At 45.6% G+C, this 25,339-nt stretch carries 19 protein-coding genes and 1 other RNA gene; 4 read left to right on the top strand and 16 right to left on the bottom strand.

Annotated features, from left to right (window positions below; all coding sequences use genetic code 11):
* Positions 1–59: 59 nt before the first annotated feature.
* On the top strand, positions 60–2,105 hold the full coding sequence (locus QUA88_RS15740; RefSeq protein ID WP_333210956.1) for an ATP-binding protein: 2,046 nt from the start codon (positions 60–62) through the stop codon (positions 2,103–2,105).
* A gap of 31 nt (positions 2,106–2,136) precedes the next feature.
* Here the strand turns inward: QUA88_RS15740 and QUA88_RS15735 are convergent, their stop codons facing one another.
* The 6 genes from QUA88_RS15735 to QUA88_RS15710 form a co-directional block, all read right to left on the bottom strand.
* A complete protein-coding gene (locus QUA88_RS15735) occupies positions 2,137–3,342 on the bottom strand; it encodes a Gfo/Idh/MocA family oxidoreductase (RefSeq protein ID WP_333051409.1) in 1,206 nt (401 codons plus the stop codon).
* Between the two features lie 322 nt (positions 3,343–3,664).
* Positions 3,665–4,372 (bottom strand): ribonuclease III, encoded by a 708-nt coding sequence (gene rnc, locus QUA88_RS15730; protein WP_333051407.1) that lies wholly within the window; start codon positions 4,370–4,372, stop codon positions 3,665–3,667.
* 295 nt (positions 4,373–4,667) lie between these two features.
* An RNA gene (rnpB, locus tag QUA88_RS15725) (RNase P RNA component class A) lies at positions 4,668–5,101 on the bottom strand.
* 572 nt (positions 5,102–5,673) lie between these two features.
* Positions 5,674–6,858, bottom strand: coding sequence for a magnesium/cobalt transporter CorA (corA, locus tag QUA88_RS15720; RefSeq protein ID WP_333051405.1), 1,185 nt, complete (start codon positions 6,856–6,858; stop codon positions 5,674–5,676).
* A 76-nt stretch (positions 6,859–6,934) separates the two neighbouring features.
* Positions 6,935–11,170 carry a PAS domain S-box protein gene (locus QUA88_RS15715; protein WP_333210954.1) on the bottom strand — a complete coding sequence of 1,412 codons (4,236 nt, stop codon included), beginning with the start codon at positions 11,168–11,170 and terminating at the stop codon, positions 6,935–6,937.
* Positions 11,171–11,846: 676 nt separating this feature from the next.
* Positions 11,847–12,011 carry a hypothetical protein gene (locus tag QUA88_RS15710; RefSeq protein WP_333210952.1) on the bottom strand — a complete coding sequence of 55 codons (165 nt, stop codon included), beginning with the start codon at positions 12,009–12,011 and terminating at the stop codon, positions 11,847–11,849.
* A gap of 34 nt (positions 12,012–12,045) precedes the next feature.
* On the opposite strand from QUA88_RS15710, the gene hemG reads away from it, so the two are divergent.
* Positions 12,046–13,533, top strand: coding sequence for a protoporphyrinogen oxidase (hemG, locus tag QUA88_RS15705; protein WP_333233721.1), 1,488 nt, complete (start codon positions 12,046–12,048; stop codon positions 13,531–13,533).
* A gap of 118 nt (positions 13,534–13,651) precedes the next feature.
* On the opposite strand, the gene QUA88_RS15700 is transcribed toward hemG, so the two are convergent.
* From QUA88_RS15700 to QUA88_RS15680, 5 genes are all read right to left on the bottom strand, one after another.
* Entirely contained in the window at positions 13,652–14,344 is a 693-nt protein-coding gene (locus QUA88_RS15700; protein WP_333051401.1) for a response regulator transcription factor, read from the bottom strand.
* Between the two features lie 105 nt (positions 14,345–14,449).
* A complete protein-coding gene (locus tag QUA88_RS15695; protein ID WP_333051400.1) occupies positions 14,450–16,720 on the bottom strand; it encodes a hypothetical protein in 2,271 nt (756 codons plus the stop codon).
* Between the two features lie 563 nt (positions 16,721–17,283).
* Entirely contained in the window at positions 17,284–17,451 is a 168-nt protein-coding gene (psb34, locus tag QUA88_RS15690; protein ID WP_106333461.1) for a photosystem II assembly protein Psb34, read from the bottom strand.
* 69 nt (positions 17,452–17,520) lie between these two features.
* Positions 17,521–18,327, bottom strand: a complete 807-nt coding sequence (locus QUA88_RS15685) for a thiazole synthase (protein ID WP_333051818.1) — start codon at positions 18,325–18,327, stop codon at positions 17,521–17,523.
* 208 nt (positions 18,328–18,535) lie between these two features.
* Complete coding sequence (locus tag QUA88_RS15680; protein WP_333051398.1) at positions 18,536–19,045, bottom strand: CdiA C-terminal domain-containing protein; 510 nt, start codon at positions 19,043–19,045, stop codon at positions 18,536–18,538.
* 45 nt (positions 19,046–19,090) lie between these two features.
* On the opposite strand from QUA88_RS15680, the gene QUA88_RS15675 reads away from it, so the two are divergent.
* Positions 19,091–19,792 carry a Crp/Fnr family transcriptional regulator gene (locus QUA88_RS15675; protein ID WP_333051397.1) on the top strand — a complete coding sequence of 234 codons (702 nt, stop codon included), beginning with the start codon at positions 19,091–19,093 and terminating at the stop codon, positions 19,790–19,792.
* Between the two features lie 232 nt (positions 19,793–20,024).
* On the opposite strand, the gene QUA88_RS15670 is transcribed toward QUA88_RS15675, so the two are convergent.
* The 5 genes from QUA88_RS15670 to QUA88_RS15650 all read right to left on the bottom strand — a co-directional run bounded on the left by QUA88_RS15670 (position 20,025) and on the right by QUA88_RS15650 (position 24,729).
* Complete coding sequence (locus tag QUA88_RS15670) at positions 20,025–20,360, bottom strand: cupin domain-containing protein (RefSeq protein ID WP_333051396.1); 336 nt, start codon at positions 20,358–20,360, stop codon at positions 20,025–20,027.
* Positions 20,361–20,452: 92 nt separating this feature from the next.
* Positions 20,453–21,232, bottom strand: a complete 780-nt coding sequence (locus QUA88_RS15665) for a class I SAM-dependent methyltransferase (RefSeq protein WP_333051394.1) — start codon at positions 21,230–21,232, stop codon at positions 20,453–20,455.
* A 527-nt stretch (positions 21,233–21,759) separates the two neighbouring features.
* The gene (locus QUA88_RS15660) at positions 21,760–23,337 is read right to left on the bottom strand and encodes a sodium:proton antiporter (RefSeq protein WP_333051392.1); all 1,578 of its coding nucleotides are present in this window, start codon (positions 23,335–23,337) and stop codon (positions 21,760–21,762) included.
* 34 nt (positions 23,338–23,371) lie between these two features.
* On the bottom strand, positions 23,372–24,295 hold the full coding sequence (locus QUA88_RS15655; RefSeq protein ID WP_333210946.1) for a DUF389 domain-containing protein: 924 nt from the start codon (positions 24,293–24,295) through the stop codon (positions 23,372–23,374).
* 260 nt (positions 24,296–24,555) lie between these two features.
* A complete protein-coding gene (locus QUA88_RS15650) occupies positions 24,556–24,729 on the bottom strand; it encodes a hypothetical protein (RefSeq protein WP_333051389.1) in 174 nt (57 codons plus the stop codon).
* Positions 24,730–24,890: 161 nt separating this feature from the next.
* Here QUA88_RS15650 and QUA88_RS15645 point away from each other — a divergent pair, with 161 nt between their 5' ends.
* Positions 24,891–25,307: an MAPEG family protein gene (locus QUA88_RS15645; protein ID WP_333051388.1), complete on the top strand. Its 417-nt coding sequence runs from the start codon at positions 24,891–24,893 to the stop codon at positions 25,305–25,307.
* Positions 25,308–25,339 lie beyond the last annotated feature (32 nt).

The following is a 25,339-nucleotide window of genomic DNA, read 5'->3' as shown; positions in this document are numbered from 1 at the left end:
TGGTTTATTTCACTTTAATGGTCGCTGTTGGGTGTTGCACCTTAATTTAGATATTTCCTATGGTTAAGTTAGGTCAATCCTCCTTTCGCCGTATTTTACTGTCGCGGATTTTGTTGCTCAGCGTACCTGTTCTACTGGTGGGGGAGTATGTTACCTATCGCAAGGCACGCTCGACGCTTCTGGAAACTGCTCGTCAAAACTTGACAGAAAGTGCAGTCAGAAAAGCAGACACTATTGAACAGTGGGCGAAATCGCTGAAGTCGAATCTGATCGGCGCTTCGGAAAGCTCGATGTTGCAGTCGGTAGATCCGAAGGATTATCAAAAGTTTATTGCCCAATTAGGGCAGCGGTTGCCAGCGCAGGTTGATTGCTTGCAATTGACTAATTTAAAGACAAATCAAGTGATAGCAAGCACTTGCGGGCAGCAGCCGATTCAGTCGTTGCCGGCAAAATTTTGGCCGCCCGTACAGCAGCAGCAAACGCTGCTGGACGACAAGAGCGTTTACATCAGTCTGTCCTTACCTCCGCAGCGACAGGGGACAGCAAACGATCAGAATGTGACTTTGGGGGCTGAGGATTTTCCCGATGCGGGTAAAGAAGGCCGCGATAGCCAAGCGAGTTTGGTGTTGAGCGCTCCTGTTTACATTCGTCGGGGCAATACCCTGCAGTTGAGTTATGCTTTGAGTTTGCAGTCGGCCTTGCCTGTCCAAACCAGCGCTCCCAAGGGTTCTTTAGCTGGCTATACGGTGGCGATCGACCAAGATGGGACGATTTTGGCGCACCCGAATATCAATCGCGTGGGCCGCAATATTGACCAAGAGGCAGATGCCGCTCGACTAAAAAGTATTGTCAGAAGGGCGATCGCCGGCGGAACAGCTTTTCTCCACCTATTTTCCTTTGAAAGAAATGGTGTAGAGTTGCTAGCAGGATACGCCGCTATCCCGAGTCCTTCAACTACACAGGAGAACAGCAAGTGGATTATTTTAGCTGTCTCTCGTTTAGATTACGCTCTGTCGGGTTTGGAAGAAATTCAGCAAGTTTTATTTAATTTAATTGTAGGTTTGGTTGCTGCTAGTATCATCGCCACTTTATATCTGTCTCGCGACTTGGCGCGTCCTGTGGAAAAACTGAGAGACTACGCGATGAAAGTAGATACAGAAGCGTCGCAGACAGTGCCCCAAGATTTCCAAATTAGGGAATTCAATCAACTATCAGAAGCACTCAACAGCATGGTGCAGCGCCTTAGATCCTGGGCAAAAGAATTGGAAGTCGCCACCAAAGAAGCGCAAGTTGCCAATCAATTAAAAAATGAATTTTTGGGGAATATTTCTCACGAATTGAGAACGCCGCTCAACGGAATTATTGGTTTTATTCAAATTGTGCGGGACGGCTACTGCGATGACCGAGATGAAGAAATGGAATTTTTACAGCGGGCCCACGACTCGTCAATGCAATTGCTCAATATTATTAATGATATTTTGGACATTGCTAAAATAGAATCCGGCACGTTCTCCATGATGTTAGAAGTAGTTGATATTACTCAGGTACTTGAAGACGCGATTGATTTGCAAGCGAGTCCAATCGAGGAAAAAGGCTTGAAGTTAAGTTTGCCAGCTCCTCACGATCCGATTATTGTTCATGCCGATCCGGAGAAGCTAAAACAGGTGTTTTTAAATGTTTTGAGCAATGCGGTTAAGTTTACAGAGTCGGGCAGCATTAATATATCTGTGCGACTAGAGTCGAGAACTAATTCTGGTAGTTTTAACGGCAGTGCTGAAAGTACGACGGGCCCCAGCGGTCAAAGCGATTGGGTGGTGGTGACAATTAAAGATACGGGAATTGGTATCGATCCCGAGCACCAGCAGAAATTGTTTCAACCTTTTGTGATGGCTGATGGTTCTACAACTCGCAAGTTTGGCGGTAACGGTTTGGGCTTGGCTATCTCGCGAAGGATAATGGAATCTATGAGCGGAAGCATTACCCTGCACAGCGCGGGCGTGAATCAAGGTACTACGGTGATGATTTCTTTGCCTGTCAATCAGCAGTCAAGTTTTTATTTTCACAGCCCCGACTTAGTAACGGAAAAGGGAAGTTTTAAAAATTGAGGAGTGATGTTCCCCATCTAAAATCTCAAATCTAAAATGGTATTAGGGGCTGTCCGCCGAGTTCGAGGGATTTGCTCAAAGTGCTGAGAATGCGGATTAATTCGACGGAGGCGGTGCCCGAAGAGGTAAGACAGGGGGTATTTGTTTGCACGGAATTGAGGAAGCGATCGCACACTCGCCTCAGCGGTTCTACTTGTTCTAAACTCAACACTTCGCGGTGTCTGAGGCTCTTTGGCTGCGGCGCGATCGCACTTTCAAAAGAGTTATTCTCTTCGCCTCCCCAATCTGGATTCCCACGCTGCACAATCAGGGGAGTTTCTGGCGACATTTCGTCAAAAATCAAGGTTCCCAAACTGCCAACAACTGTTAAGCGCCGTTGTTTGTCGGGATTTAGCCAGCACAGGTGAATAAATGCTTGAAATCCGTCGGGATAGGTGAGCGTTACCCAAACTAAATCTGCTAGTTTTTCTGCAGGATTAGTAGTCAGCAGTGAAGGAGAAAATTGATTTTCAATTTCTGCTGCTTCTTGATTTATTCCTTCTTCCCTATTTCTTCTTCCTTCTTCCTTCTTTTTGACATCCATTACATCCGTTACATCCGTTACATCCGTTACAGAATCCGTTGCCGAACTTCCCTCTTCCTTCGGAAAAACAGTGCCGATCGCCCTTACTTCAATTGGCGTTTGTTCCAACCAAGTATTGAAAATAGCGATATCGTGAATAGCCAAGTCCCAAAGGGCATCAACGTCATGGCGCACCGGTTCAAAATGGGTGCGCTGGGCGTAACCGTAGCGCAATTTTCCAAGTTGATGCTGTTGAATAATTCTTTGGCCTCGATCGACTGCTGGATGAAACAGATAAGTGTGGTCAACGAAGAGTTGCCGCTGCTGTTTTTCGGCTAATTGACAGAGTTCTATTGCTTCAGTCAGGTTGAGGGCGAGGGGTTTTTCTGCTAAGACGTGGTAGCCTTGTTTCAGCGCTGCTGCTGCGAGGGTGTAGTGTGTGGAAGCTGGAGTGGCGATCGCCACAGCTTGCAGTCCCGGCAAGGCTTGCACTTGAGACCAATCGGTAGCTAGAATCACCGAGGCATCAAGATTAAACTGTTTTTGAACGGCAGCCAATGAATCTCGATTCGGGTCTACCACCGCTAAAACTTGGCTGTTGGGATGTTCGAGAAAGTTGCGAATTAGGTTAACTCCCCAGCGGCCTGCACCCAATACAGCTATTCCGATTTTCATTAATTATAAGTTCAAAAATCGCACAGCAATTTTAGCATATTTTGTTATTATTATCTATGTTTTAACTCAAAAAAATCACTGTTGACTGTTGACTGTTTGCAGTAGTTATTGGTTATTGGTTATTGGTTATTGGTATCAGCTAAGGAATGAGAATTAAATAACTTCCACTCTTGAAAGTGGGATGGGCGGGACGCCCATCCTTTTTGGACGGGCTATAAGAGCCCATCCCACAATAACAATTAAAATTGTAAGTTATTTAATTCGCGCTCCTAACAAATAACCAATAACTGATAACACCAGTCAACAGTCAACAGTCAACTGACTACTCACTACCAACTAATTTATTGAAAGCTGCCTGAGCCGCTGCTTGTTCGGCCGCTTTGATCGATCGACCTTTTCCCTCTGCTACCAACTTTCCCTGAATGAGAACTTCTGCGGTAAAACGATCCTCTCCGCCCTGCACTGTCCCAGTTTCTTGCACGCTATATTTAGGCAAAGTTTTGTATTTGCCTTGAGTCAACTCTTGGAGAGCAGCTTTGTAGTTTTGGCGAGCCGGATCGCTGCGGATTTCCGCCGCTAAGCGTTGAAAGTGAGAATCTAGCCAAGGGCGAATTAATTCTAAGCTTTGGGTACTCAAATAAAGCGCAGCCAGTACCGCTTCCAAAGCATCGGCCAGCCGGGGCTCAGCGCCTGTTTTGTCTGCAGCGGCGCTGCTGGAAACAATTAAATAGCGATCGAACCCGTAACTTTCAGCGATTTTAGCAAGAATGCGATCGCTCACCAAGATCGATCGAATCGCAGCAAATTCTCCCACTGTACAGTCAGGATAAATCTCAAACAACAATTCCGACGCAGCCAGCCGCACTACTGCATCCCCGACAAACTCTAGTTGCTCGTAATTCGCCTTAGCTGACGCGCTCGCATGAGTCAAAGCTAAATCGACGAGATGCCATTTTATCGAAGCATTCTTCGTCAGTCCCAATTTTTCAATTAATGTTTCAAGTTGCTTTTGGCGACCCGGATAAATCATACCATTTTAGATTTTAGATTTTAGATTTTAGATTTTAGATTTTAGAAGTGGGAATCACGGATGACTATCCGGGTTTGGAGCTTTTCAAAAGTTGCATTATTTTTTTTAACAGGTATCAGATTCATATTAATAAAAAAAATTTAGTTGAAAGACTAAATATTCCTCCGGGTGCTTATGGTGCACCTTACCCAAAATCTTCCTCCGGGTGTGCAGTGCACACCTTTCCCAACATAAAACAGGTCGAAAAGATTTGTTGACCTGATTCCCAAGCGGTAGTTTTAATTAAATGGGGGGAGGAAAAAGTCGGACATAAGCCGGGTTCTGTTCTCTCAACTGCAAGCAGTTTTCGAGGGCAGTTATCTATCTGGGACGCCTGTTACCAGACGCCTCAAGCGGTACCAAAAAACGGAACTGGTAAAAAACCAACCATAGTCCCTCCGACCTTGCTCCCAACTGGGGTTTACCGAGCCAGCACCTCTCGATGCTGCTGGTGCGCTCTTACCGCACCTTTGCACCCTTACCAAATTAGTTGTTGCTTCCCAGTCAAAAATCCTCAGTTACTTACTAATGGCCAATGACTGCTGACTAATGACTAATTGGCGGTATCTTTCTGTGGCACTATCCTCACGATCGCTCGCACTGGGCGTTACCCAGCAAGTTTGGTTTTTCGGGAGCCCGGACTTTCCTCAGACAAGCTTTCGCTAATCCGCAACCGCCTGCGCCTACTTTTTCCCCAGATTTATTGTACGCGATCGTTCGTCAATCTATTTGGGATTTGAGATTGAATATTTTAAATTGTCGCCCACTTAACTTGGACATTTGTGTTTACTCTCACATCTGGCACTATTGTCAATAAGCTTTTTATGAACAGGCTTTCCGGCCTGTTCCACAAGAGATGAATTTTATTGTGGAACAGGCCGGAAAGCCTGTTCTTGACAATGGTGCAACATTTGTGTTTATTCAAACTCTTGTACGGTGGGCCCGAAAGCCCGCCCAACAATTACAGCATATTCCAGGTTTGTGAAGTACACCTCAGAAACCGGGTTTCTTTACAGTTCTAGCCTTTAAACTGATTCTGTTCAAGAAACCCGGTTTCTCTGTACTACACATATATGGAATATGCTGTAAATTTCCCTGCAACTCCCTTAAAATCACTCACGGATGAATCAGGGGGCACAAAAGTTGGCAATTATCATCCAAGGATTTATCGCACGGATTCAACTAGGGGCAGGAAACCTTTTCACCTAACAGGATTTTGAATTCTTCAATCTTTAATACCCAATCTCAAATCTTCAATTCGGTTACTTTAATGAGTCATCTTTGATAGTAGAAAAATTATCAAACCAGCCGCGGCGCCAGAAAAAGTAAACTAAACCAGATGCGATTCCTACCATAACAGCCCAACACAGCGGATAGCCAAAATACCAATTCAGCTCCGGCATATTCAAGGGCGATTTCTCTGTATTGAAATTCATCCCGTATACTCCCGCCACAAAAGTTAGAGGAATAAATATACTCGAAATTACCGTCAGCAATTTCATGATTTCATTCATTTTATTACCAACCGAAGACAAGTAAACATCCATCAAACCAGAAGACAACTCTCGATAGGTTTCCACCATATCCATCACCTGCACCGTGTGATCGTAACAGTCCCGCAGGTAAATTCGCACCTCTGGACTAATCAAATCACTACTATCTCGAATCAAAACATTAATTGCATCCCGCTGCGGCCAAATGGCGCGGCGCAGCGTCAGCAATTCTCGCCGGATTTTATAGATTTTTTCCAGGGTTTTGCGGGTGGGGTTCACCACCACTTCATCCTCTAATTCTTCAATGCGCTCTCCGTAAACTTCTAATACAGGGAAGAATCCATCTATAATCGAATCTAACAGAGTATAAGCCAGATAATCTGCGCCGTGTTTGCGAATCATTCCTTGTCCTTTACGAATGCGATCGCGCACTGGTTCAAAACAATCATAGTCCGGTTCTTCCTGAACAGTTAGCAGGTAATGCTTGCCCAAAATAAAACTTACTTGTTCTTTATGAAAAGTATCTGATTCTGGATGCAGCATCACCATCCAAGCAATGATTAAAAGATGTTCTTCATAGTCTACTACTTTCGGTCGCTGGGGAACATTAACTACATCTTCCTGAGCCATTACGTGCAAATTAAATACTTCGGCCATTTGCCGCCAAGTTTCTTTGTTTCCTAATCCCAACATATCAACCCAAGAAACAGATGCTGTATCTAAATACGCAGCCGCTTTTTGAGGATTTGCCAAGTGGGCGCGAGTAGCTGCTGTGTCGCAATAGTCAATTAATACAATCTCCGGAGGCGGCGCATCGGGTTCTAAGTCGAGAGTTCCCGGCGGAGCCCCCTGATCGTCATAAAAATAGTCAACATAGGAATCATCATCATTATCTTCTTCTTCTTTAATTTGTTTGGCAACGGCACTAGAAGTATGTATGTTTTTGTATACCATGCTAATATTCCTGACTTTTAGAACCTTTAATTAGATTATCATTTTTCTGGTGCAACTACCAATTACCAATGACTAATTACCTCTGCCGAATTGGAATCTCGATCGCAAATTCAGTTCCCTCTCCAGGCGCGGAAATGCAATGCAGCGTCCCTCCGTGTCTTTCCACCACAATCTGATAGGAGATAGACAGTCCCAAACCTGTACCTTTGCCTACTGGTTTAGTAGTAAAAAACGGGTCAAATACCCGACACTTAACAGGCTCTGCCATGCCATACCCGTTATCTGAAATTACGATCGCCACCCGATTGTTCTCCAGCAACTCCGTGCGAATCCGAATCCACGGCAATGCCGCGCAACTTAAAGGTAAACTAGGAAAATCTTGCCGCTCCTCTTCCGAATAACTAGACAATTCCAACTTCCGCTGCCTGACATCTGCTAAAGCATCAACAGCATTATTTAAAATATTCATAAACACTTGATTTAACTGTCCCACGTAGCACTGTATCTGCGGCAGTTTCCCATATTCTTTAACTATTTGAATAGGACGATTTCTGCCATTTTCTTTAATCTTGTGTTGCAAAATCAACAGAGCACTGTCTATTCCTTCGTGAATATTAACACGCTTAAGATCGGATTCTTCCAGGCGGGAAAAGTTACGCAAAGACAGAACTATTTGGCGAATTCTATCTGCTCCGGTTTGAATTGAGCTCAGCAGGTGCGGGAAATCCTCTTTCATGAATTCCAGTTCTATTTCTTCTGCCAATTCTTGGATAACCGCCACAGGTTCCGGGTAGTGTGCTTGGTACAAACTGCACAGTTGCAGCAAGTTTTTGGCATACTCACTAGCGTAAGTGATATTACCGTAAATAAAACTAACAGGATTATTGATTTCGTGAGCAATTCCCGCCACTAGCTGTCCCAAACCAGACATTTTTTCCGCTTGAATTAGTTGAGCTTGAGTCCGGCCTAATTGTTTCAATGTTTGCTCTAGCTGGCGATTTTTATGTTTTAATTGAGCTTCGGCTTGTTTGCGCTTGGTAATATTGCGAGCTAGAATAATAATCTGATCTGAATTAAACGGCAACAGTCGGGCTTCATAAGTTGTTTCTCCTTCCGACATGGAAAGCGAATATTCTATATCGATGGAATTTCTTGTTTCGGAAACTTCAAAGATTGCTTGGGTAAATTGGCAGGCGACATTGTGTGGCAATATGTCTGTCATTCGTTGACCAATAAAATGTTCGGGAGGCACGTATAAAACCGAGGAAGTTCCTGACAAATAATCCACGATTTTACCGTCAGCATCTAGTCGAAAATACAAATCAGGTAAAGCGCGAAAAACAGCTTCTAACTCTAAAGTTTTTTGGCGCAATGCTTCCTCTGCGTAGTACCGATCGCTAATATCAAAAATCACCCCGTCCAAATAGCAAACGTTTCCCTCTGCGTCGAACACAGGAGAACCCTTATCCCAAACCCATTTAACCGTGCCGTCTGCTGCGAGCAAGCGGTATTCCAAGTTATAAGACTCTTTGTTTTCTATGCCTTGCCGAATAGTTTCTTCTACTTTTGCCAAATCTTCCGGGTAAATAATACTAGCAAAAGTCCGGCTTCTCCTGTCCAAAACCCAAATAAAATCTGCCGCATGGTAGCCAGTTAATAAGTAAACGGCATCGCTAATAAAATTAGTCGAAAAATCGCACTTCCAGCGATAAACCACTCCGGGAATATTAGCTACCAAAGACCTAAATCTTGATTCACTTCTACGCAAAGCTGCTTCCGATTCATGTCTTTCTGTAATATCGTGAGCGAAAGCTAGCACTGCAAATACATTGCCTTCAGCGTCGCGCAGGGGAAGTTTTTGGGTGTCCAAAATATGTACTGAACCGTCTGCAACAGTAGCCATATCGCAGGGATTGTGGATAATTTCGCCTGCCAGTACAGCAGAGTCGTCTGTGCGGAAGCCTCGGATATTTTTGGCAGAATTTCCAAACACTAGCTCTACTGAAAACCCTAAGTCTAAATCAGATTTGCTAAGGATTTCTTCGACTGTTTTACCAATCGATCGAGCGAAACTATTGTTGACCAAAATATAGCAAAAATTTTTGTCTTTGGCAAAAATCCAGTCGCTGGTTTTGTCTATAACTGTACGCAGGAATTGTTCGGAACGTTCGGTTTTTTCCAAAGCTACCTGCAGTTCTAGTTCTAGGCGCTTGCGAGCAGTAATGTTTTCAAAAGCAACACCGACGCAGTTGTTGGGTAATGGAAAAGCTTTAATAGAAAAAGCGCGAGTTATTCGACCCCCTTCATCGCAGTCAATATCTTCAAGTTCTACGGCTTTCTGGGTGCGAATTACCGAAGCAAATGCTTGGGGAATGTTTTTCGATCGCAGGTGGGGAAAAATCTCGTCGATTGTCATTCCCAAAACATCAGCCATTTCTAATCCGGTAAATAGGGTAGCTGCAGGATTGGAGGCGATCGCCCTGAGAGTGCTATCATCGTCTATATTTTCTAAATGGTAGACGTACAAACCAATTTGCATATTCTCCACAATTTGGTCGTAGAGGCGCACGCTTTCGTCTACCTGCCTGCGTTCGGTAATATCTTCAGTAATCCCCAAAACGTACTGAGGACGGCCTGCGGCGTCGAGAATTGGCACTTTGCGGGTGTGCAGTATTCTCATACCTTTGTGGCGAGTTTGGATCGGCTCTTCGGCTATGTCTTTAACATTAGATTGGTTGCGATCGCCTGTCAATATTTCCCTGTCTTGAGCAGTAAAAACATCAGCTTGTTCTTTGGGGTAAATATCGTAGTCATTTTTGCCGATCGCCTCATCAGAGGTAACACCTGCGATCGTTTCTCCCGCTTTATTCCACAGCACAAATTTCAGCGAAGAAGCATCTTTAGCAAAAACTCCCACCGGCAGATTTTCTACTACGGAATTGAGGAACCCTCTCGCTGATTGTAATTCAGCTTCGGCACGCTTGCGTTCGATGCCTAAAGCGATGACATCAGCAACCGATGCTAAAGTTTCCTGAAAAGGTGCACTCAGCGGCTGGCGGCTGATAATTACCATGACTCCCACCAACCGTTCTTCGACTATCAAAGGGTAGCCGGCGAAGGTTATAATTTGGTTGGGAATTTGGCAATTTGTCGGCTTTTGACTGGTGTTGATAATGGCTACTTCGGACTTTTGCGCCTCTGTTGCTTTCGGGGATTCTTCCTCTGGGAGTCCAAAATTGTTCAGTTCAAATCCGCAGTCAAACTCTGGTTTTTGCTGTTTGGCGATCGAGTTAACCTTACTTTCAATAAAGCTAGCGCGATCGTCTGTGCGGCTGTATATTCCCGATACTGCTTGCAATTGGCAAACATTATGTTGAGTGTTGAAAGTCCAAATTTCCGCCGAAGTGACATCGAGATTTCGCACCAGTGCCTCGCAGCAGGGAAGCAGGATATCTTGAGGGTGTCTGGTGAGGGCAATACCCACATCGGCTACCATTGCTGTGAGGCGAGAAGCTTGGGCTTTTTCTGCTTCCAACCGTTTGCGATCGGTGATATCTTCCACCAAAGAAAGCACAGTAAAAGTGTCGCCGCTGCGAATAATCGAGTTGAACCAGCGACACCAAATTACCTGTCCGCTTTTAGTATAGTTGCGGTTAATTGAAGTATTGCCGTTGCCAGTGGCTAGTTCAAGCTCGATCGCGCTTACAGCCTCTCTATCTTCCTCGCAAACCAAAGCCAAATCGCCGAACTGCTTGCCCATCATATCATCGGATGTCCAGCCAAAGATTTCTTCGGCGCGTTTCGACCATTGAACTATCCGAAAATCTTCATCCCAGCCTACCATTGCCAGCGGACTGTTAGCTGCATTCAACCACAGTAAATGGTTCGATCGGCGCAACTGTTGAGTTTTCTGCTGCTGCCAGCGGTAATGCCTGGTGATATCTCTACCGACGCCCAAAACCCGCATCTGCTTGCTAGAGGCATCCACCGCTGGCGTGTAAGCAGTTTCGTAAATTTTAATCCCGCCGTCTGCCGTCGTCACCTCATGAATTGCCAGCCGTTTTTCCCCGGTAATAAATACTTGTTGCAGGCAAGAATCAATCTGCGAGATTATATTTTTGACAGCAGCATTATTGGGATATAATTTTAATAATTCCTGATTAGTTTTGTTGACTATTTCAGCCGGATCCAATCCCATCCAAGCAGCAGCGACTGGATTTATCGATAGGTACTTTTGCTGTCGATCGCACTCTAGGAAAGCATCAACAGAGTTAGAGAAAAAAGACTGAAACGAGTTGATAACTTCCTGCATGGGTATTTTTTCATGAGAAAAGCTTAGTATTATGGAAACCTCGTGTCTTTAGGCTCATATGTTGCACCATTTTCAATAAGCTTTTATGAGCGGGCAGGATGCCAAACCCACAAGAAATTAAATCTTTGTGGAACAAGCCGGAAAGCCTGTTAAGCGAGAATGGTGCAAGATGTGAGTAGACCGATCGAGGTAGCACTCATCAGGCAGTTTTAACCGCCTTGAATATTGATTATTACTACACAGGGCTACTTGGTCACTTGGTACTTTTGCGATCTACTTTCCACGGAACAATTACCGTTTCAAATATTTCACCCGCTATCTCATAGCAGCTTGAGCTACACCCATATTTTTGATAACCTAATCAGTTAAGACGATAGCTGGTCAACTATGTCTTTTGATTAGGGCATAAAGCCCCATCTCTTCCGAGCGGGGTGCTGACTTGCTTAAGCTCTCCAATTTTCCTAAAGTTAGTTTAACCCAGTCAAATCTTTTTGGACACTGTACTGCTGCGTTTCCCGGTGCAATTTTCGGCGCTGTTCCCTATAATACAAAAATTTTAAACAAATAGTATTTTTGGGAATATAGCTTAATTAAAGCAGATGCTCTTTTTTTAAAGCAGACCCAGCGGATACAAAAGCGAGATCGAGAGACGGGGAGACGGGGAGGTGGGCAGAGGCTAATCCACAACCTGCGAGAAAAATGCTTCAGAAATGCCCGACAGCTTACCGATTCCCAATTCCCAATTCCCGATTCCCAATTCCCGATTCCCAATTCCCAATTCGGTAATCTGAAAGCGGTTTGGCAGTACGCCCAGCAAAGAACGCAAGCCGTGCAAAGCCATGTAACATAAAGATTGCGATATTTTTCTATGTAATATGGAACTATTAGATACCTTGATTGTGGGTGCGGGTATTAGCGGTTTGAGTTTGGCGCACGCACTTCACAAGGAAGCAACGAGTCCATCCTCGCTGAAGATTTTAGTCGCTGAGAGTCAGGGACGTGTGGGCGGGAACATCACCACTGTGACAGCGGGGGGGTTTCTCTGGGAGGAGGGCCCGAACAGTTTTTCGCCGACGCCAGAATTGATGAAGTTGGCTGTGGATGTGGGATTGAAGCAGGAGTTGATTTTTGCCGATCGCAAATTGCCTCGTTTTGTGTATTGGCAAAAAAAGCTGCAACCGGTGCCGATGACTCCACCGGCGATGATTCAGTCTCAGTTACTGAGTTTTCCGGGAAAACTGCGGGCGTTGTTCGGGGCTTTGGGGTTTGTCGCGCCGGCAATGGGCGCTGGACTTTCGCAGCAGGGTAACGAGGAAACTGTTTCTCAATTTTTCCGCCGTCATCTGGGGACGGAAGTGATGCAGCGGTTGGTGGAACCTTTTGTTTCTGGGGTTTATGCGGGCGATCCGCAACAACTTAGCGCAGCGGCGGCTTTTGGCCGGGTAGCAAAGATGGCCGATCTGGGTGGCGGGCTGGTGGCGGGGGCGCTGCTTTCTGCTAGGAAAAGACCCCCCCAACCCCCCCTTACCAAGGGGGGGCTAAAGACTGTTGCAGACCCGAATGTTCCTAAAACTAGGCCGGGGGAGTTGGGTTCGTTTAAACAGGGGTTGAAAGCTTTGCCAGAGGCGATCGCTGCTGAATTGGGCGATCGACTGAAACTCAACTGGCATCTGACTCGCCTCGATCGTACAGAACGCGAAACTTACATTGCTGTATTCTCGACGCCCGACGGACAGCAGGAAGTTGAGGCGCGTACCGTGGTTTTGACCACGCCGGCTTATGTTACAGCCGATTTGTTGCAGCCTCTGCAACCAGAAGTTAGCACTGCTTTACAAGCTTTTACTTATCCTACGGTTGCCTGCGTTGTCTTAGCATATCCGCACTCAGATGTCAAGAGTAAATTAGTAGGTTTTGGAAATTTAATTCCGAGGGGGCAGGGAATTCGCACTCTGGGGACGATTTGGACATCAAGTTTATTTGCCGATCGCACGCCTGCAGGCTGGCACACTCTCACCAGTTTCATCGGCGGGGCAACAGACTCGGAAATTGGCAATCTCGACTCAGAAGAAATCGTTCGGGAGGTGCACCGAGATTTGTCTCGGATTTTGCTGAAACCAGATGTGCCACAGCCAAAAGTTTTAGCGGTGAATGTGTGGAAGCGGGCGATTCCTCAGTACAATTTGGGGCATTTCGATCGCCTGCAACAAATCGATGAGGGCTTAAAATCTTTGCCGGGGGTGTATTTGTGCAGTAACTACGTTGGCGGCGTGGCTTTGGGAGATTGCGTGCGAAGGGGTTTTGAGCGTGCACGAGAAGTGGGCGAGTATTTGCAGAAAAAACAATCAGATACTCGATCGATCTGAATTCTTGTGTGGGGAGGGCGGGTTTACAAATATCGAGGATGTGAATCAGAGATATTGGTGAACCCGCCCCTATACTGCCTTCTGCCTGGTGTGCCGACGGACGTGCCGGCGAATGCTACTAGGTTGTTGGCTCAAACTTGTAACCCACCCCCCTGACGGTTTGAATCATCGGCATTTGATTGGGATCTAGTTCAATTTTGCGGCGAATTTGACCGATATGAACATCCACCACGCGATCGGCTCCTACATACTCGTAGTCCCACACTTCATGCAGCAATTCCGATCGCCTCCACACGCGACCGGGTTTGCTAGCCAAACAGTACAGCAGGTCGAATTCTAAAGCAGTCAAAGCAACTATCTGGCTGCCGAGAATTACCTCGCGGCGAACCGGATCTATTAGTAGCTCTCCAAAAGTAAGACTTTGTTGTTCCGCGGGAGTAACAATGCGTTTACGCTTCAAAATTGCTGCAACGCGAGCTCCAATCTCTACAAGACTAAAAGGTTTAGTAATGTAGTCGTCAGCACCTTCGGCAAACCCTTTCATTTTGTCAGCTTCATCGGTTCGGGCAGTCAGCATCAACACAAACACGCCCGTGCGTCTTTGCATTTCTTGACACAGTTTATAGCCAGTTGTATCAGGTAAATTTACATCTAGAACTACTAAGTCAGGATTGAGTTGCTCAAATAATTCCAGACCAGTCTGACCGTCCTCGCCAGACTCAACTTGATAACCTTGCTGGCTCAAAAAACGGTGAATTAAATTTCGGATTGCCGGGTCGTCATCAACCACAAGAATTTTTACAGGGGCCATGACCACAAGTTTGCTTGAAGAATTAGGCAAGAATATTCAGCCATAATAATAGAAAACTGGATACAAATCTCGAAAAAATTGAGCTTTTAATAGTTATAGCCATATTTATAACCTACGCAAGATTTCGGGCAATAAATCTCCGGGAACTTTGGATAAGGCTAAATTTTGGCCTGGCAGCCCACATTCACTATAGAAAGCTCTAATCGTTTTGACAATATAGCTCAATGCTGTTTGCCGGGAATCAGCAGCTTGGGAGTTTGCCGTGGCTTGCAGGTTGAGTTTATCCCCATATATTAACCCTTTGTCATTGAGATATTGTCCCCATTCGGCGCACACTTGCAACTGGTGGTGCAGTGCTGCTTCTAGATGGCTTGTCTGTGCGACTTTGTTAGTGGCGAAATCTGGGTCGGTGGCTAGTTGATAGTGGGCTAGTCCGAGATTGTTGCGGGCGGCCAAGGCGTCAAAGGTGAGTTGGGTTCGATCGAGCTTTCCGGCGATATCCAAGGCGGCTTCGTAGGCGGTAATCGCCTGCTGCAATGATTCCGTCCGCGCCTGTTTCTGCTGAAACTGGTTCGCCAAATGCCAATAAGCGGTACCGAGATTGTTGTAGGTGGCTGCTGCTGCTGCGGGTACTAATTCGCGGGTGCGGTATTTCAATGCTTCGCGGTAGGCGGAAATCGCCCTGACTAGCAGGGGTTCTGAGGGTTGGTGCTGGGCGAGGTTCCAGCAGGCGGTACCGAGGTTGTTTTGCACTCCGGCATAGTTGAGGGGTTCTCGTTCGGGACTGTAACAGGAGAGGGCTTGGGTGTAAGCTGCGATCGCGCTTTTGAGATATACGATCGGCTCACCATCTTGAGCTAAATTCCAGTATGCTGTCGCCAAATTATTCTGAGCTGCAGCGTACTGCTGGGGCTCCACGGCGGGATCGAGATCCAGCAGCGCTTGTTGGTAAGCTGCAACTGCGTGCTGCAAGTTCTCTGTCTTGTCTCGATAGCGAGCTAAATCTGCCGAGGCGATTCCCAAATTTTTGTTTAATCTAACGCGGGTTTGGGGTACGGTTTCGGCATCTGTTCGGTTCAAACCTTCAAGGTAGAGGGCGATGCTGCGTTCAAGGCTGGATACTGGATCTGAGGCGTTATGCTGCGTGCGATCGCGCGATAGCATCCAGTAGAGAGTGCCGAGATCGTTGAGCAGATCGGAAATTGGCGGTAGGCTGTGGGACTCCTGGGCGTACTGAGTTAAATTTTGTGTCAATTGGGCAATCAGCCGCGCGCATTCCTCAGTTAGTGGTTGATTTTGCTGCGACTTGCTGTCAACTTCGAGATACGCAATCACTTGTTCGATCGCACCAATGGCGATGGTCAGGTTTTGCTCTGAAATGTCTCCGCCCAGAATGCGATCGCGGTAGTAATTTCCCAAACCGTGATAAGCCAAAGCTAATGCTTCACAACAACACTGATGTTCTTGCAGCAGTTCGATGTATTGCAGGGTTTGCAGCGGCAGAAAATTCTCCTCTGATGCGGGATTATTTTCGGCTGCCAAATCCTCAGAAGCTGCTGCTAAAACCAAATCTGCCAGTTGGACGGATTTAGAATCAGGCGCTGGAGACGGGGGATAGGAAATTGGGGATTGTTCCTCATCTGCCAGTTGGACGGATTTAGAATCAGGGGCTGGAGACGGGGGATAGGAAATTGGGAATTGTTCGTCGGGAATTGGGGATTGTCCAGACAAAGAAGATATTAAAAGTTTGTTGCCAAAGTCTCCGCTGTCGCGCAGGTTTCGCAAGTCTCCTGAGTTTCCGAAGTCCTCAAAGTGCCCGAAGTCTTCCTTAGCTGGAGTTGGTTCGCCTTCAAACTCAAATACTCCGGTTCGCCAGTGCCAAAATTCTGGGGCCGATTGCTCGATCGAACTCAGCCAGGGGCGCGACACCCACAGCAACAGAGTAGACTCGCACATTTGCAGGTTTGCTTCGATGTCTCTCAAATAGCTCAGGAACGACCACTGCACGGCTGCTGACTGCCTTGTCAGGTGTTCTGCCCCGATAATTTGAAATCCCGGCAAAGGGCTGTAGCTGCCCCTGTTTTGGGGCGGTGGGTGTTGAGTCAGCCACGCGGCGATCGAACCCCAAGGATTTGGATCGCTCAAGTCGAGTTCCAAGCTGACAAATCGGGGGTAGTCGATCGGGGAGCGAGGATCGGAGCCTGCGCTCTCTGCGGCTAATTCTGTCTGCAAGCGGGCTGCCAGACAGTCTCGCAAGCACAAGTCGTCGCAGGCGGCAATAAAAATTTGACGGCGTAAATTGAGGTCGATCGCCTGTTTCAAGCGTTGGTAGATCAGCTTGTTCGAGCTAGAAACTTTTTGGGAAGGAATAGACATCAGGATCAGCCGATTTTAGATTTTAGATTTTAGATTTTGGATTGTAGATTTTAGATTGTAGAGTTGAAAGTTGAAATCTCGATCGCTCATAACTCACAACTTGCGCCCCAAAGGCAGTCAATCGATTTTAGATTTTAGATTTTAGATTTTAGATTGAAGCCTTGACTTGCGCGAGATAAATACGTTCGGCAAGTTTCTCGGATACAGGTTTTTTATTTCTGGACGGATGAATCACGTGGCGGGTATCCTGGATGCGGGAATTGTCAATCGCACCGGTGATGACTAAAGGATTGTAGATTTTCAATTGGCAATTTTATGTGAGTGACGAACCCGTGTTAGTATTTGCAACCCAAGTCCCTGAACCCAACAGCAGAGAGGAAAACACCAAATTTATGCTGGTCTTATTTAGCTTTCGGGCTCGCTCGGCACGCTTCAGGATTGTCGCAACTACCTGCTTTGTATTGAAACACAAAAACCATGTTTCCTTGGGAAAGGAAAACATGGTTTCTCGAAGGATTATTTAAAATTGCGATTTGAAGCAGCTTTGAGTCTCAGGCCAGTTTTCAGACGGAGGCAGCCACGTACACCAAACCGGCGACTAACATGGCTGCTGCAATACCCATGATGATGTAGTTGCGTTGCTGATTTTTGTTGGGAGGTACGGCTTCATACACCTTCGGCTCTTTAGCAAAGTTGTTCAGGCGTCCATCGTCATCTTTGATGTAAGGCATCAGTCACAATCCTTAATATTTTTGATGCTTACAACTCTACCAAAAAAGCGCCCAGGAAAATTCAGGAATTTATTTGGATGTGACGGTGCCTGTTTGGGGGGAAGAGGCGATCGCGTAATCTTTGATCGGCATTCTGCCTGCTAAGTACGCCATCCGCCCCGCTTCTGCTGCCATGGACATTGCTTTTGCCATTGCCGGGGAATTTTGGGCATTGGCGATCGCCGAATTAATCAACAGTGCATCTGCTCCCATTTCCATTGCTCGCGCCGCTTCGCTGGGGGTTCCGATACCCGCATCGACTACCACAGGAACCTTCACCGTGTCAATAATTATTTGAATGTTGGCCGCATTGTTGATCCCTTGCCCGGAACCGATGGGCGAACCTAAAGGCATGACTGTCGCACAACCGACTTCTTCTAGGCGTTTTGCCAGCAGGGGATCGGCATTGATGTAGGGCAAAACGGCAAAACCTTCTTTGACTAATTGTTCTGCAGCTTCCAAAGTGCCGATCGGATCGGGCAGCAAATATTTAGCATCGGGAATCACTTCTAATTTGACAAAATTATTGTCTTCTTGCCCTAAAAGTTTCGCCATTTCCCGCCCTAAACGAGCTACTCTAATCGCCTCATCCGCAGTTTGACAACCGGCAGTATTTGGCAGCATCCAGATTTTAGTCCAATCGAGAGCCTCTGCCAATCCTTCATGCCCCGGAGCATTTGTTTGCACTCGCCGCACAGCTACAGTCACAATTTCGCACCTGCTAGCGTTGACACTTTGCTGCATTTCTGCGATGCTGCGATATTTTCCCGTCCCCGTCATCAAACGAGAATGAAAAGTTTTGCCGGCAATAATTAGAGGTTTGTCTAAAGATGGCATTTCTGTATCTACTGGATAGCCAAAAATGCTGTACTCAAGTGCCTCTTCCCAGTTTTTTCTGCCTCCCAGCATTGCTTCAAGCTGCCAACCTTCTTTATTTGTCAGCTCATCGCGGGTAACTGCATAAAGAATTTGCCCAACAGTTATCAATTTGGCATCTCGCGGCATATTATTTTTTAATCCTCTTTGTATAATTTCTTCAAACTCATTAAAAACGTCTTCCATTTTCCCATTCCTCCCTAGTAATTTCTTGAGATTCTTCGCTATTGAATACTAATATAATGCTCTGAATCCGTTGTGTGTCGTCCCAATAAAAAGCTTTTCTGATGCCGTCGTTTACCTTCCAAAACTCGTAACTCTTTCGGTTTACGTGAAAAATAACCGTTACTGCACCTTGTTTTTTTGCTCTACTGATGCCTTCTTGCACTCGGTCTCTGATGTTTTGAGTCTGTTCTGTCAACTCCTTAAATTCGCAAATCTCACCGTCTATCTCAGCATCTGGCGTTCTGACACCCTCTGCTGCTTGCTCGCTCAACATTCTAACTCTCTTCCCTATTTTAGCCAAAACTTCAGCAATAAAGATTTCCGAATTATTAAGATTATGTTGTTGGTGAATTAGCACAAATCCGCCAGCTATCTCATCAAAATAATATCGCCGATATTCTGGTTCTGCATTTTCGTAGATGGCTCTGCTTGTTTCGATATATTCTGAATTCACCGTTATTATACTGTAAATAGACTCCGAGCGGGTAGAGTTAAAAGTATGAAATCAACTGTTGAGCAACTGGCTAAAATTGGAATATTTACCAGCTTAAACCAAACTGAATTAGAGCGATTGCAAGAACATACAGCAATTCGCACTTACCGACAGGGAGAAGTTGTGATGTATGAGGGCGATCGCATCCCCGAAAAATTATACACTCTTTTGAGCGGTTCTCTACGGGTTGCAAAAACAGCGACGGCGGGCAAAGAAACAATTCTCCGCACTTTGTTTCAGGGAGATATTTTTGCTGCACCTGCTTTGCTAGGCAACGGCATTGCCCCCGCAACGGTGACTGCAGAAACTGATGTGCAAGTTCTTACCACAGAACGGGAATTTTTGCTAGCAGCTATTCGGGAAAATCCTGAGATTGCTTTGCGAATATTGGCGGTTTTTAATCAGCGGTTGCAGCAACTGCACGAGACTGTGCACGGGTTGGTGTCGGAAAGGGCGATCGTGCGACTAGCCCGATTTATTCATTACTTTGGCGTCGAGCAAGGTACGAAGCTTGCTGATAATAGTGTATGTTTAGAAAAACGTTTTCCCTACTATCAAATCGCTCGCAGCATTGGAATTACCTACGAAGAATGCGTGCGGTTATTTAAGAAACTCAAGCCGTTTGTCTCCTACAGTCGAGGCGGTAAAATTATTGTATTGGATTGGGAAAAATTGGAGGATACCGCCTCTGGAGAAGAAATAGACTAAATGTTAAAATCCCAATTCTTGTAGTGCGGGTTTCACAAACAATATTTGACTGCAACTCACTATCTACATAAACCCGCCCCCGACAATCTGTGAATCGGGCGGGTTTATGAGATTATTGATTTTAGGCAATTATGGTTGGTAAAACCCGCCCCTACTGTGAATCGGGGCGGGTTGATGAGATTATTGATTTTAGGCAAGTATAAAACCCGCCCCCCAAGCAATATTGCAGAAATTAATGAGCCTCGGAAAGTGTCAAAATAAACGCCAAATTTTCTTCGGCTTTCAAAGCGTGAAGAGCTTTACCGGGCATGAAGACAAATACCCCCGGTTCCAAAACAATATCCTTGCCTTCAAGAGTCAAAATACCCTTTCCTTCGATGACATTAACTGTGGCATTCCTTGCCGAAGAGTGTTCCGAAATTTCCGTTCCTGCAGCCAGACAAAATAAACTGTACTGACAATTTTTGTCTTTGACTAAAATTTTGTTAAGCACTCCGGCGGCGGGATATTCAATTGCGTCTCGGAGTTGGATTGCTGAAGATTGTAGCGGTAAAAGAGTAGTAGTCATAGTTTTTGACAATTAATTAATTTGGTCACAAGTCTCGAATTTATCAGTGGCTTCACTTTCTTCCATCGAAAATCGAAAATCGATTGAGTCGGTTAAGATTGTTTTTTGGCAGAGATAACGATGTAGCCTAGATCCTGTTGGTAATGCTGGAAAACTCGACGCATTGCTAAGATACGATCGCGAATTTGCGATCGACTTAAAATATTCCACACAATCCGCACAGTACCCACAAACCCTTCATCTTGCAGCATTCGCGACAAATTTAGGAGTCCCATCGCCCCGGTTTGACACTTTTCTACTTGCAAACCCGCCTTTTGGTAAGCAGCAATCCAGCCCGACTCAGACAAAGGCGTTGAATTAGCCCGAGTCACTTCTGATAAAGCTTTTTGAATTTCTGATTCTCGGTTTCTAGCTAAAAGTTCGTGAGAGAGAAACTTGCCGCCTGGTTTTAAACGATCGCAAATTCCCGATACAATTTTAGCTTTCCCCGACGGTGACTGCATTGTCAGAATAGCTTCAGCCAATACCCAATCAAACTGTTGGGAAATCCGATCCAAGTGAAAAATATCTCCTTCCACAATTTCCACTCGATCGCTCAAACCGGCTGCTGCAACATTAGCACGAGCGCGGGCCACACTGTCGGGATTTTTCTCAACTCCCACTACTTTTACGCCAAAACGTTCAACAAGGGCGATCGAACTATATCCAAAACTAGCAGCCAACTCCAAAACAGTCTCCCCAGGCTGAAAATCCGCCCATTCAAATAACTGTTCCGTAGCAAGTTTCCCCCCCGGCCTCAACATTTTCTTACCCGCCGCGGCCAGAACTTCATGTCCGGGTGCAGTCTTAAAATTGAGAGCAGTATTGGTCATTAAATTGACCTCCTATGTAACCTTAATCTCAGTTTACCCAATTCTGCCTAATCTTTCTATGATCTAGCTCATATTCAAATTCTCGTAGGGTGCGTCAGCTCGATCAATTTTTGACATAACTGTAAAAATTTATGAGGCTGACGCACCCTACAATATCAGGAATTATACCATGTCCGCCCCTCAACAATTCGGACTGTTTTTGATTGCCAACAATACTTTCTGTCGAAAGCCCAAAACCCGTCCTCGTTATAGTAAGGCTCGCGAATTAAATAACTTACAATTTTAATTGTTATTGTGGGATGGGCTCTTATAGCCCGTCCACTCATGACGGGCTATAAGAGCCCATCCCACACACAAACTTGTGGAAGTTATTTAATTCTCATTCCTAAGCTGTTGGGCATCTAAATTGTATTTTTGGGCAGGCTTTATGGCCCACCCACAAGACTTTTCTTAAATTTGACTATACAACAATTTAAATGCACTTCAGCTTACAACTTATTTCTGTTTATCCTGCAACCGAATTCGCTTTAAGAAACAATTGTCTCATTCCGCTCTTTAAAACATTGCTGCAACACAGAAACAGGCAGCTCCTTCAATTGACCCGATCGCACAAATTCAGCATAAGTATCAGCCTCTATTGCCTCCAAATCCCCTTCGAGTTTGTCGATAGTCATCTGCCGCAGTTCAGGAGATCGATCGTACATTTGATTGATTCCTGCTTGCAGCAAGTTTAATTTTTCTTGAAGCTGACTCACGAGATGATTGGAAAACTCAGGCTCGATTTTACGATCGCCCGATACTTCAGATAGATGCTTGAGAACCCGATTGAGAGCAACACGTTGGGCGATCGCCTCCAGATACTCCTGGCGCAACTCCTGGTTGTTCAACAAGCCCAGTTTTTCCAGCAGCGCCTTGGTGGTTAAACCTTGTACTAGCAGCGTAAATAAAACTACACCAAACACGATCGCAATAATTTTTGGTCGATCGGGCAGAACATGGGGTACGCTCAAAGCTAAAGCAATCGAGACAGAACCCCGCAATCCTCCCCACCAAATTACAGTTTGATCGGGCAATGAAATTTCAGAGTGTCCTAACCAATTGCTCAACCATCCTAAACCAAAAATAGCGATCGCTCGCGTCACAAACATCGCCACTACAGTTATGCCAATCACTCCTAAATTCGTTCCCAAATCAGCAAACCTCATCTGATCGCCAATCAGCAGGAACATGATCGAATTTACAAAAAACGCCAAAAAATTCCAAAATTGTGTCACCGCAAGTCTGGTACTGGGCTGCATACCGATACGAGAGCCGAAGTTTCCAAATATCAAGCCCATCACCACCACACCAATCACCCCAGAACCACCCAATTCCTCCACAATTATATAAGTGCCGTAGGCTGAAACTAAGGTTAACGATTGCTCCACCAAAGGTAAATCAAATGGTTGAGTCAGATAAGAAACTCCAAAACCGATTAAACTGCCGACAACCACCCCAATTCCCACAAAAGCTAAGAAACGCGCAATCAGAATTGGGATGCCAACTTCATCAGTCCCTAGAGAGAATCCCACCAAAAAACTAAAGGCAACAATAGCAATGCCATCATTAAATAAACTCTCTCCCTCCACCAGCAAAGCTAGGCGTTTTTCAACTCCCAGTTCCCGGAACAAGGCAATAACTGAAACAGGATCTGTAGCAGATATACTAGCTCCTACCAACAGGGCGATCGCTAAAGAAACTCCCGCTATTTGGTTGAGAGCAAAAGCCACGCCAGCAACGGAAATAACAACACCCACAACCGCATAAAGAGCGATCGGCACTAAATCCCGCTTGAGTTTAGGCCATTCCAGGTTCCAAGCAGCTTCAAACAACAGAGGCGGCAAAAAAATCAACAGAATCAGTTTTGGCGATAGCGACACCAATCGCACATCTATAAAAGCCAAACCCAACCCAACAATTACTAAAAGCAGCGTGTAGGGAATTTGGCGCAACCAGCCCCATATTTGCGGCAGCACCGCCACACTTAAGGAAACTAATAGCACTAAGAGAAATTGCTTCAGATTGCCCTCTATAGTCACTTGGTTAATTACAGCTTCTGGGGTCATATAATTAGGAATAAAATAGTTAAGGATTCGGTTTTTAGCGGGACTTATTCAGCGTCGATCGCCGCACTTCTTCAACTTGACTCACTTGAAAAATTAAGGTAAATGGTTGACCCATTTCTTTTTCGACAAATGCTTCTAAAAGCTGGACTTGTTTGGGTGTCAAAGCTTCGCTGCTGCGAACAATCAGACGCACTTCCGGCGGTTTCGTCAACCAGTTAGTATCAGTTGCAATCAGTTCCACCCGTTGAAAAGTAATAGTTCGGTTAAGCAACGCCCGCTTCAGACTAGCTTCAAGTTGCGCTTGCTCGATCAATTCCGCAAAACTCACGCCCAGAGGAATTACAAGTATAGCCGTCAATGCTAGCGCCCAAAAGATGGCTTTACGGGCCCGATGCAGGGGGGTGTAGCCGGCCATCAAAAAGGTTAGCATACAGGAGAGAGTAATTCCCAGCAAATTAGTAAGATACAGGAGGCTTGCTCCCAGGCTGAGCGACCAATTAGCTTGAGATAAGCCTAAACCTATAACACAAATTGGTGGCATCAGAGCCACGGCGATCGCCGTTCCCGCCAGAGTAGCAGAAACTTTGGGCTGAACTTTTGCATAGCCACTGATTCCCCCAGCGGCGATCGCAATTCCCAAGTCTAGTAATGTAGGTTTAGAACGAGCTAAAACTTCGCTTCCAAAGTCGGGAATTTGTACCAAAGCGCCCAGAAAACAAGCTAAAAAAATTGCTAGCACCGTCCCGACTGCTAATGCAACTAAACCTTTGCGGAAGATGATAACGTTACCTTCTACCGCTCCAAATGCTAACCCTCGGATTGGCAACATCAGAGGCGCAACGATCATAGCACCGATAATGACGGCTGCACTGTTGGAAAGCAGTCCAAAGGTGGCAATTATACAGGAACCGAGAATTAAGACAAGATAGTTAATATTTAGGGTTGATTCTTCCAACAAGTCAACTCGTATTTGCTTTAGATGCTCTCGAGGAATCCTGCTCCTAGTGAAATATTTAAGACTGTCTCGAATATTGTTGAGCAAAATAATCTCCTTAAGTCGGGGCTTGTATCCGTCACACGATTTTAGATTTTAGATTTTAGATTTTAAATTTACTCCACAGATTTTAGATTTTAGATTGACTACACTGAGGAATCTGGGAGGTTGAACAAAAGTCTAAAATTTGGGCTACTCACGACAAGAGTCGGGGGCTGGTATCCCTATGCAGGTGCGAGCAAAAGAATCAAAATCCCAGCCAGCAAGTTTTCGAGGATGTCCCAGAATCCGAAAGCAATTGTCGCGCCACTAATACCCAGCAGTTGCATCAAATCCCCTGCCTTGAATGACGGGATGGCGATGAATAACGCGATCGGCAATAATTGATTTATAATCAAGATATACCAATCCTTGCAGGAGTCGTAAAAAGATGTAGGGGTAATGCCTTTCTTTGCTTACCTCGGCCTCATGGGGCAACCACGGGGGGTTTGCCCCCTACAATAATTACACAAACGATGCGAGGATTGCTATATATAGTCCACCCCAATAATACCGAATCATGCTCGCAGAAGCAAACGCCACACTTTGGCCTAGTCTAATTACTGTTTCAGCATTAATTCTCTACTTCGTTGTTACCATCAACGTCGGCAGAGCTAGATTCAAATATAAAGTTTCTCCCCCGCAGATGACAGGAAACCCAGACTTTGAGCGAGTGGTGCGAGTTCAGCAAAATACCTTAGAGCAAATGATTCTATTTTTGCCCTCGCTGTGGCTGTTCTCGCAATTTATCAGCCCAATTTGGGCCGCCGGTATCGGCGCAGTTTGGATAATTGGACGTATTTTGTTTGCTTGGGGTTACTATCAAGCTGCCGAAAAAAGAGCGGCAGGATTTGGCATTAGTACCTTAGCTACTTTAGCTTTGCTTGGTGGTTCATTAACAGGCATAATTATGTCGCTGCTGAAGGTGGGAGCGTAACTTCCGATCGACATACTTGTTTTTCTACTCGT

This window comes from Microcoleus sp. D3_18_C2 (genome assembly GCF_036702395.1).
GTDB lineage: Bacteria > Cyanobacteriota > Cyanobacteriia > Cyanobacteriales > Microcoleaceae > Microcoleus.
This window is presented reverse-complemented; position numbering and strand designations above follow the sequence as displayed.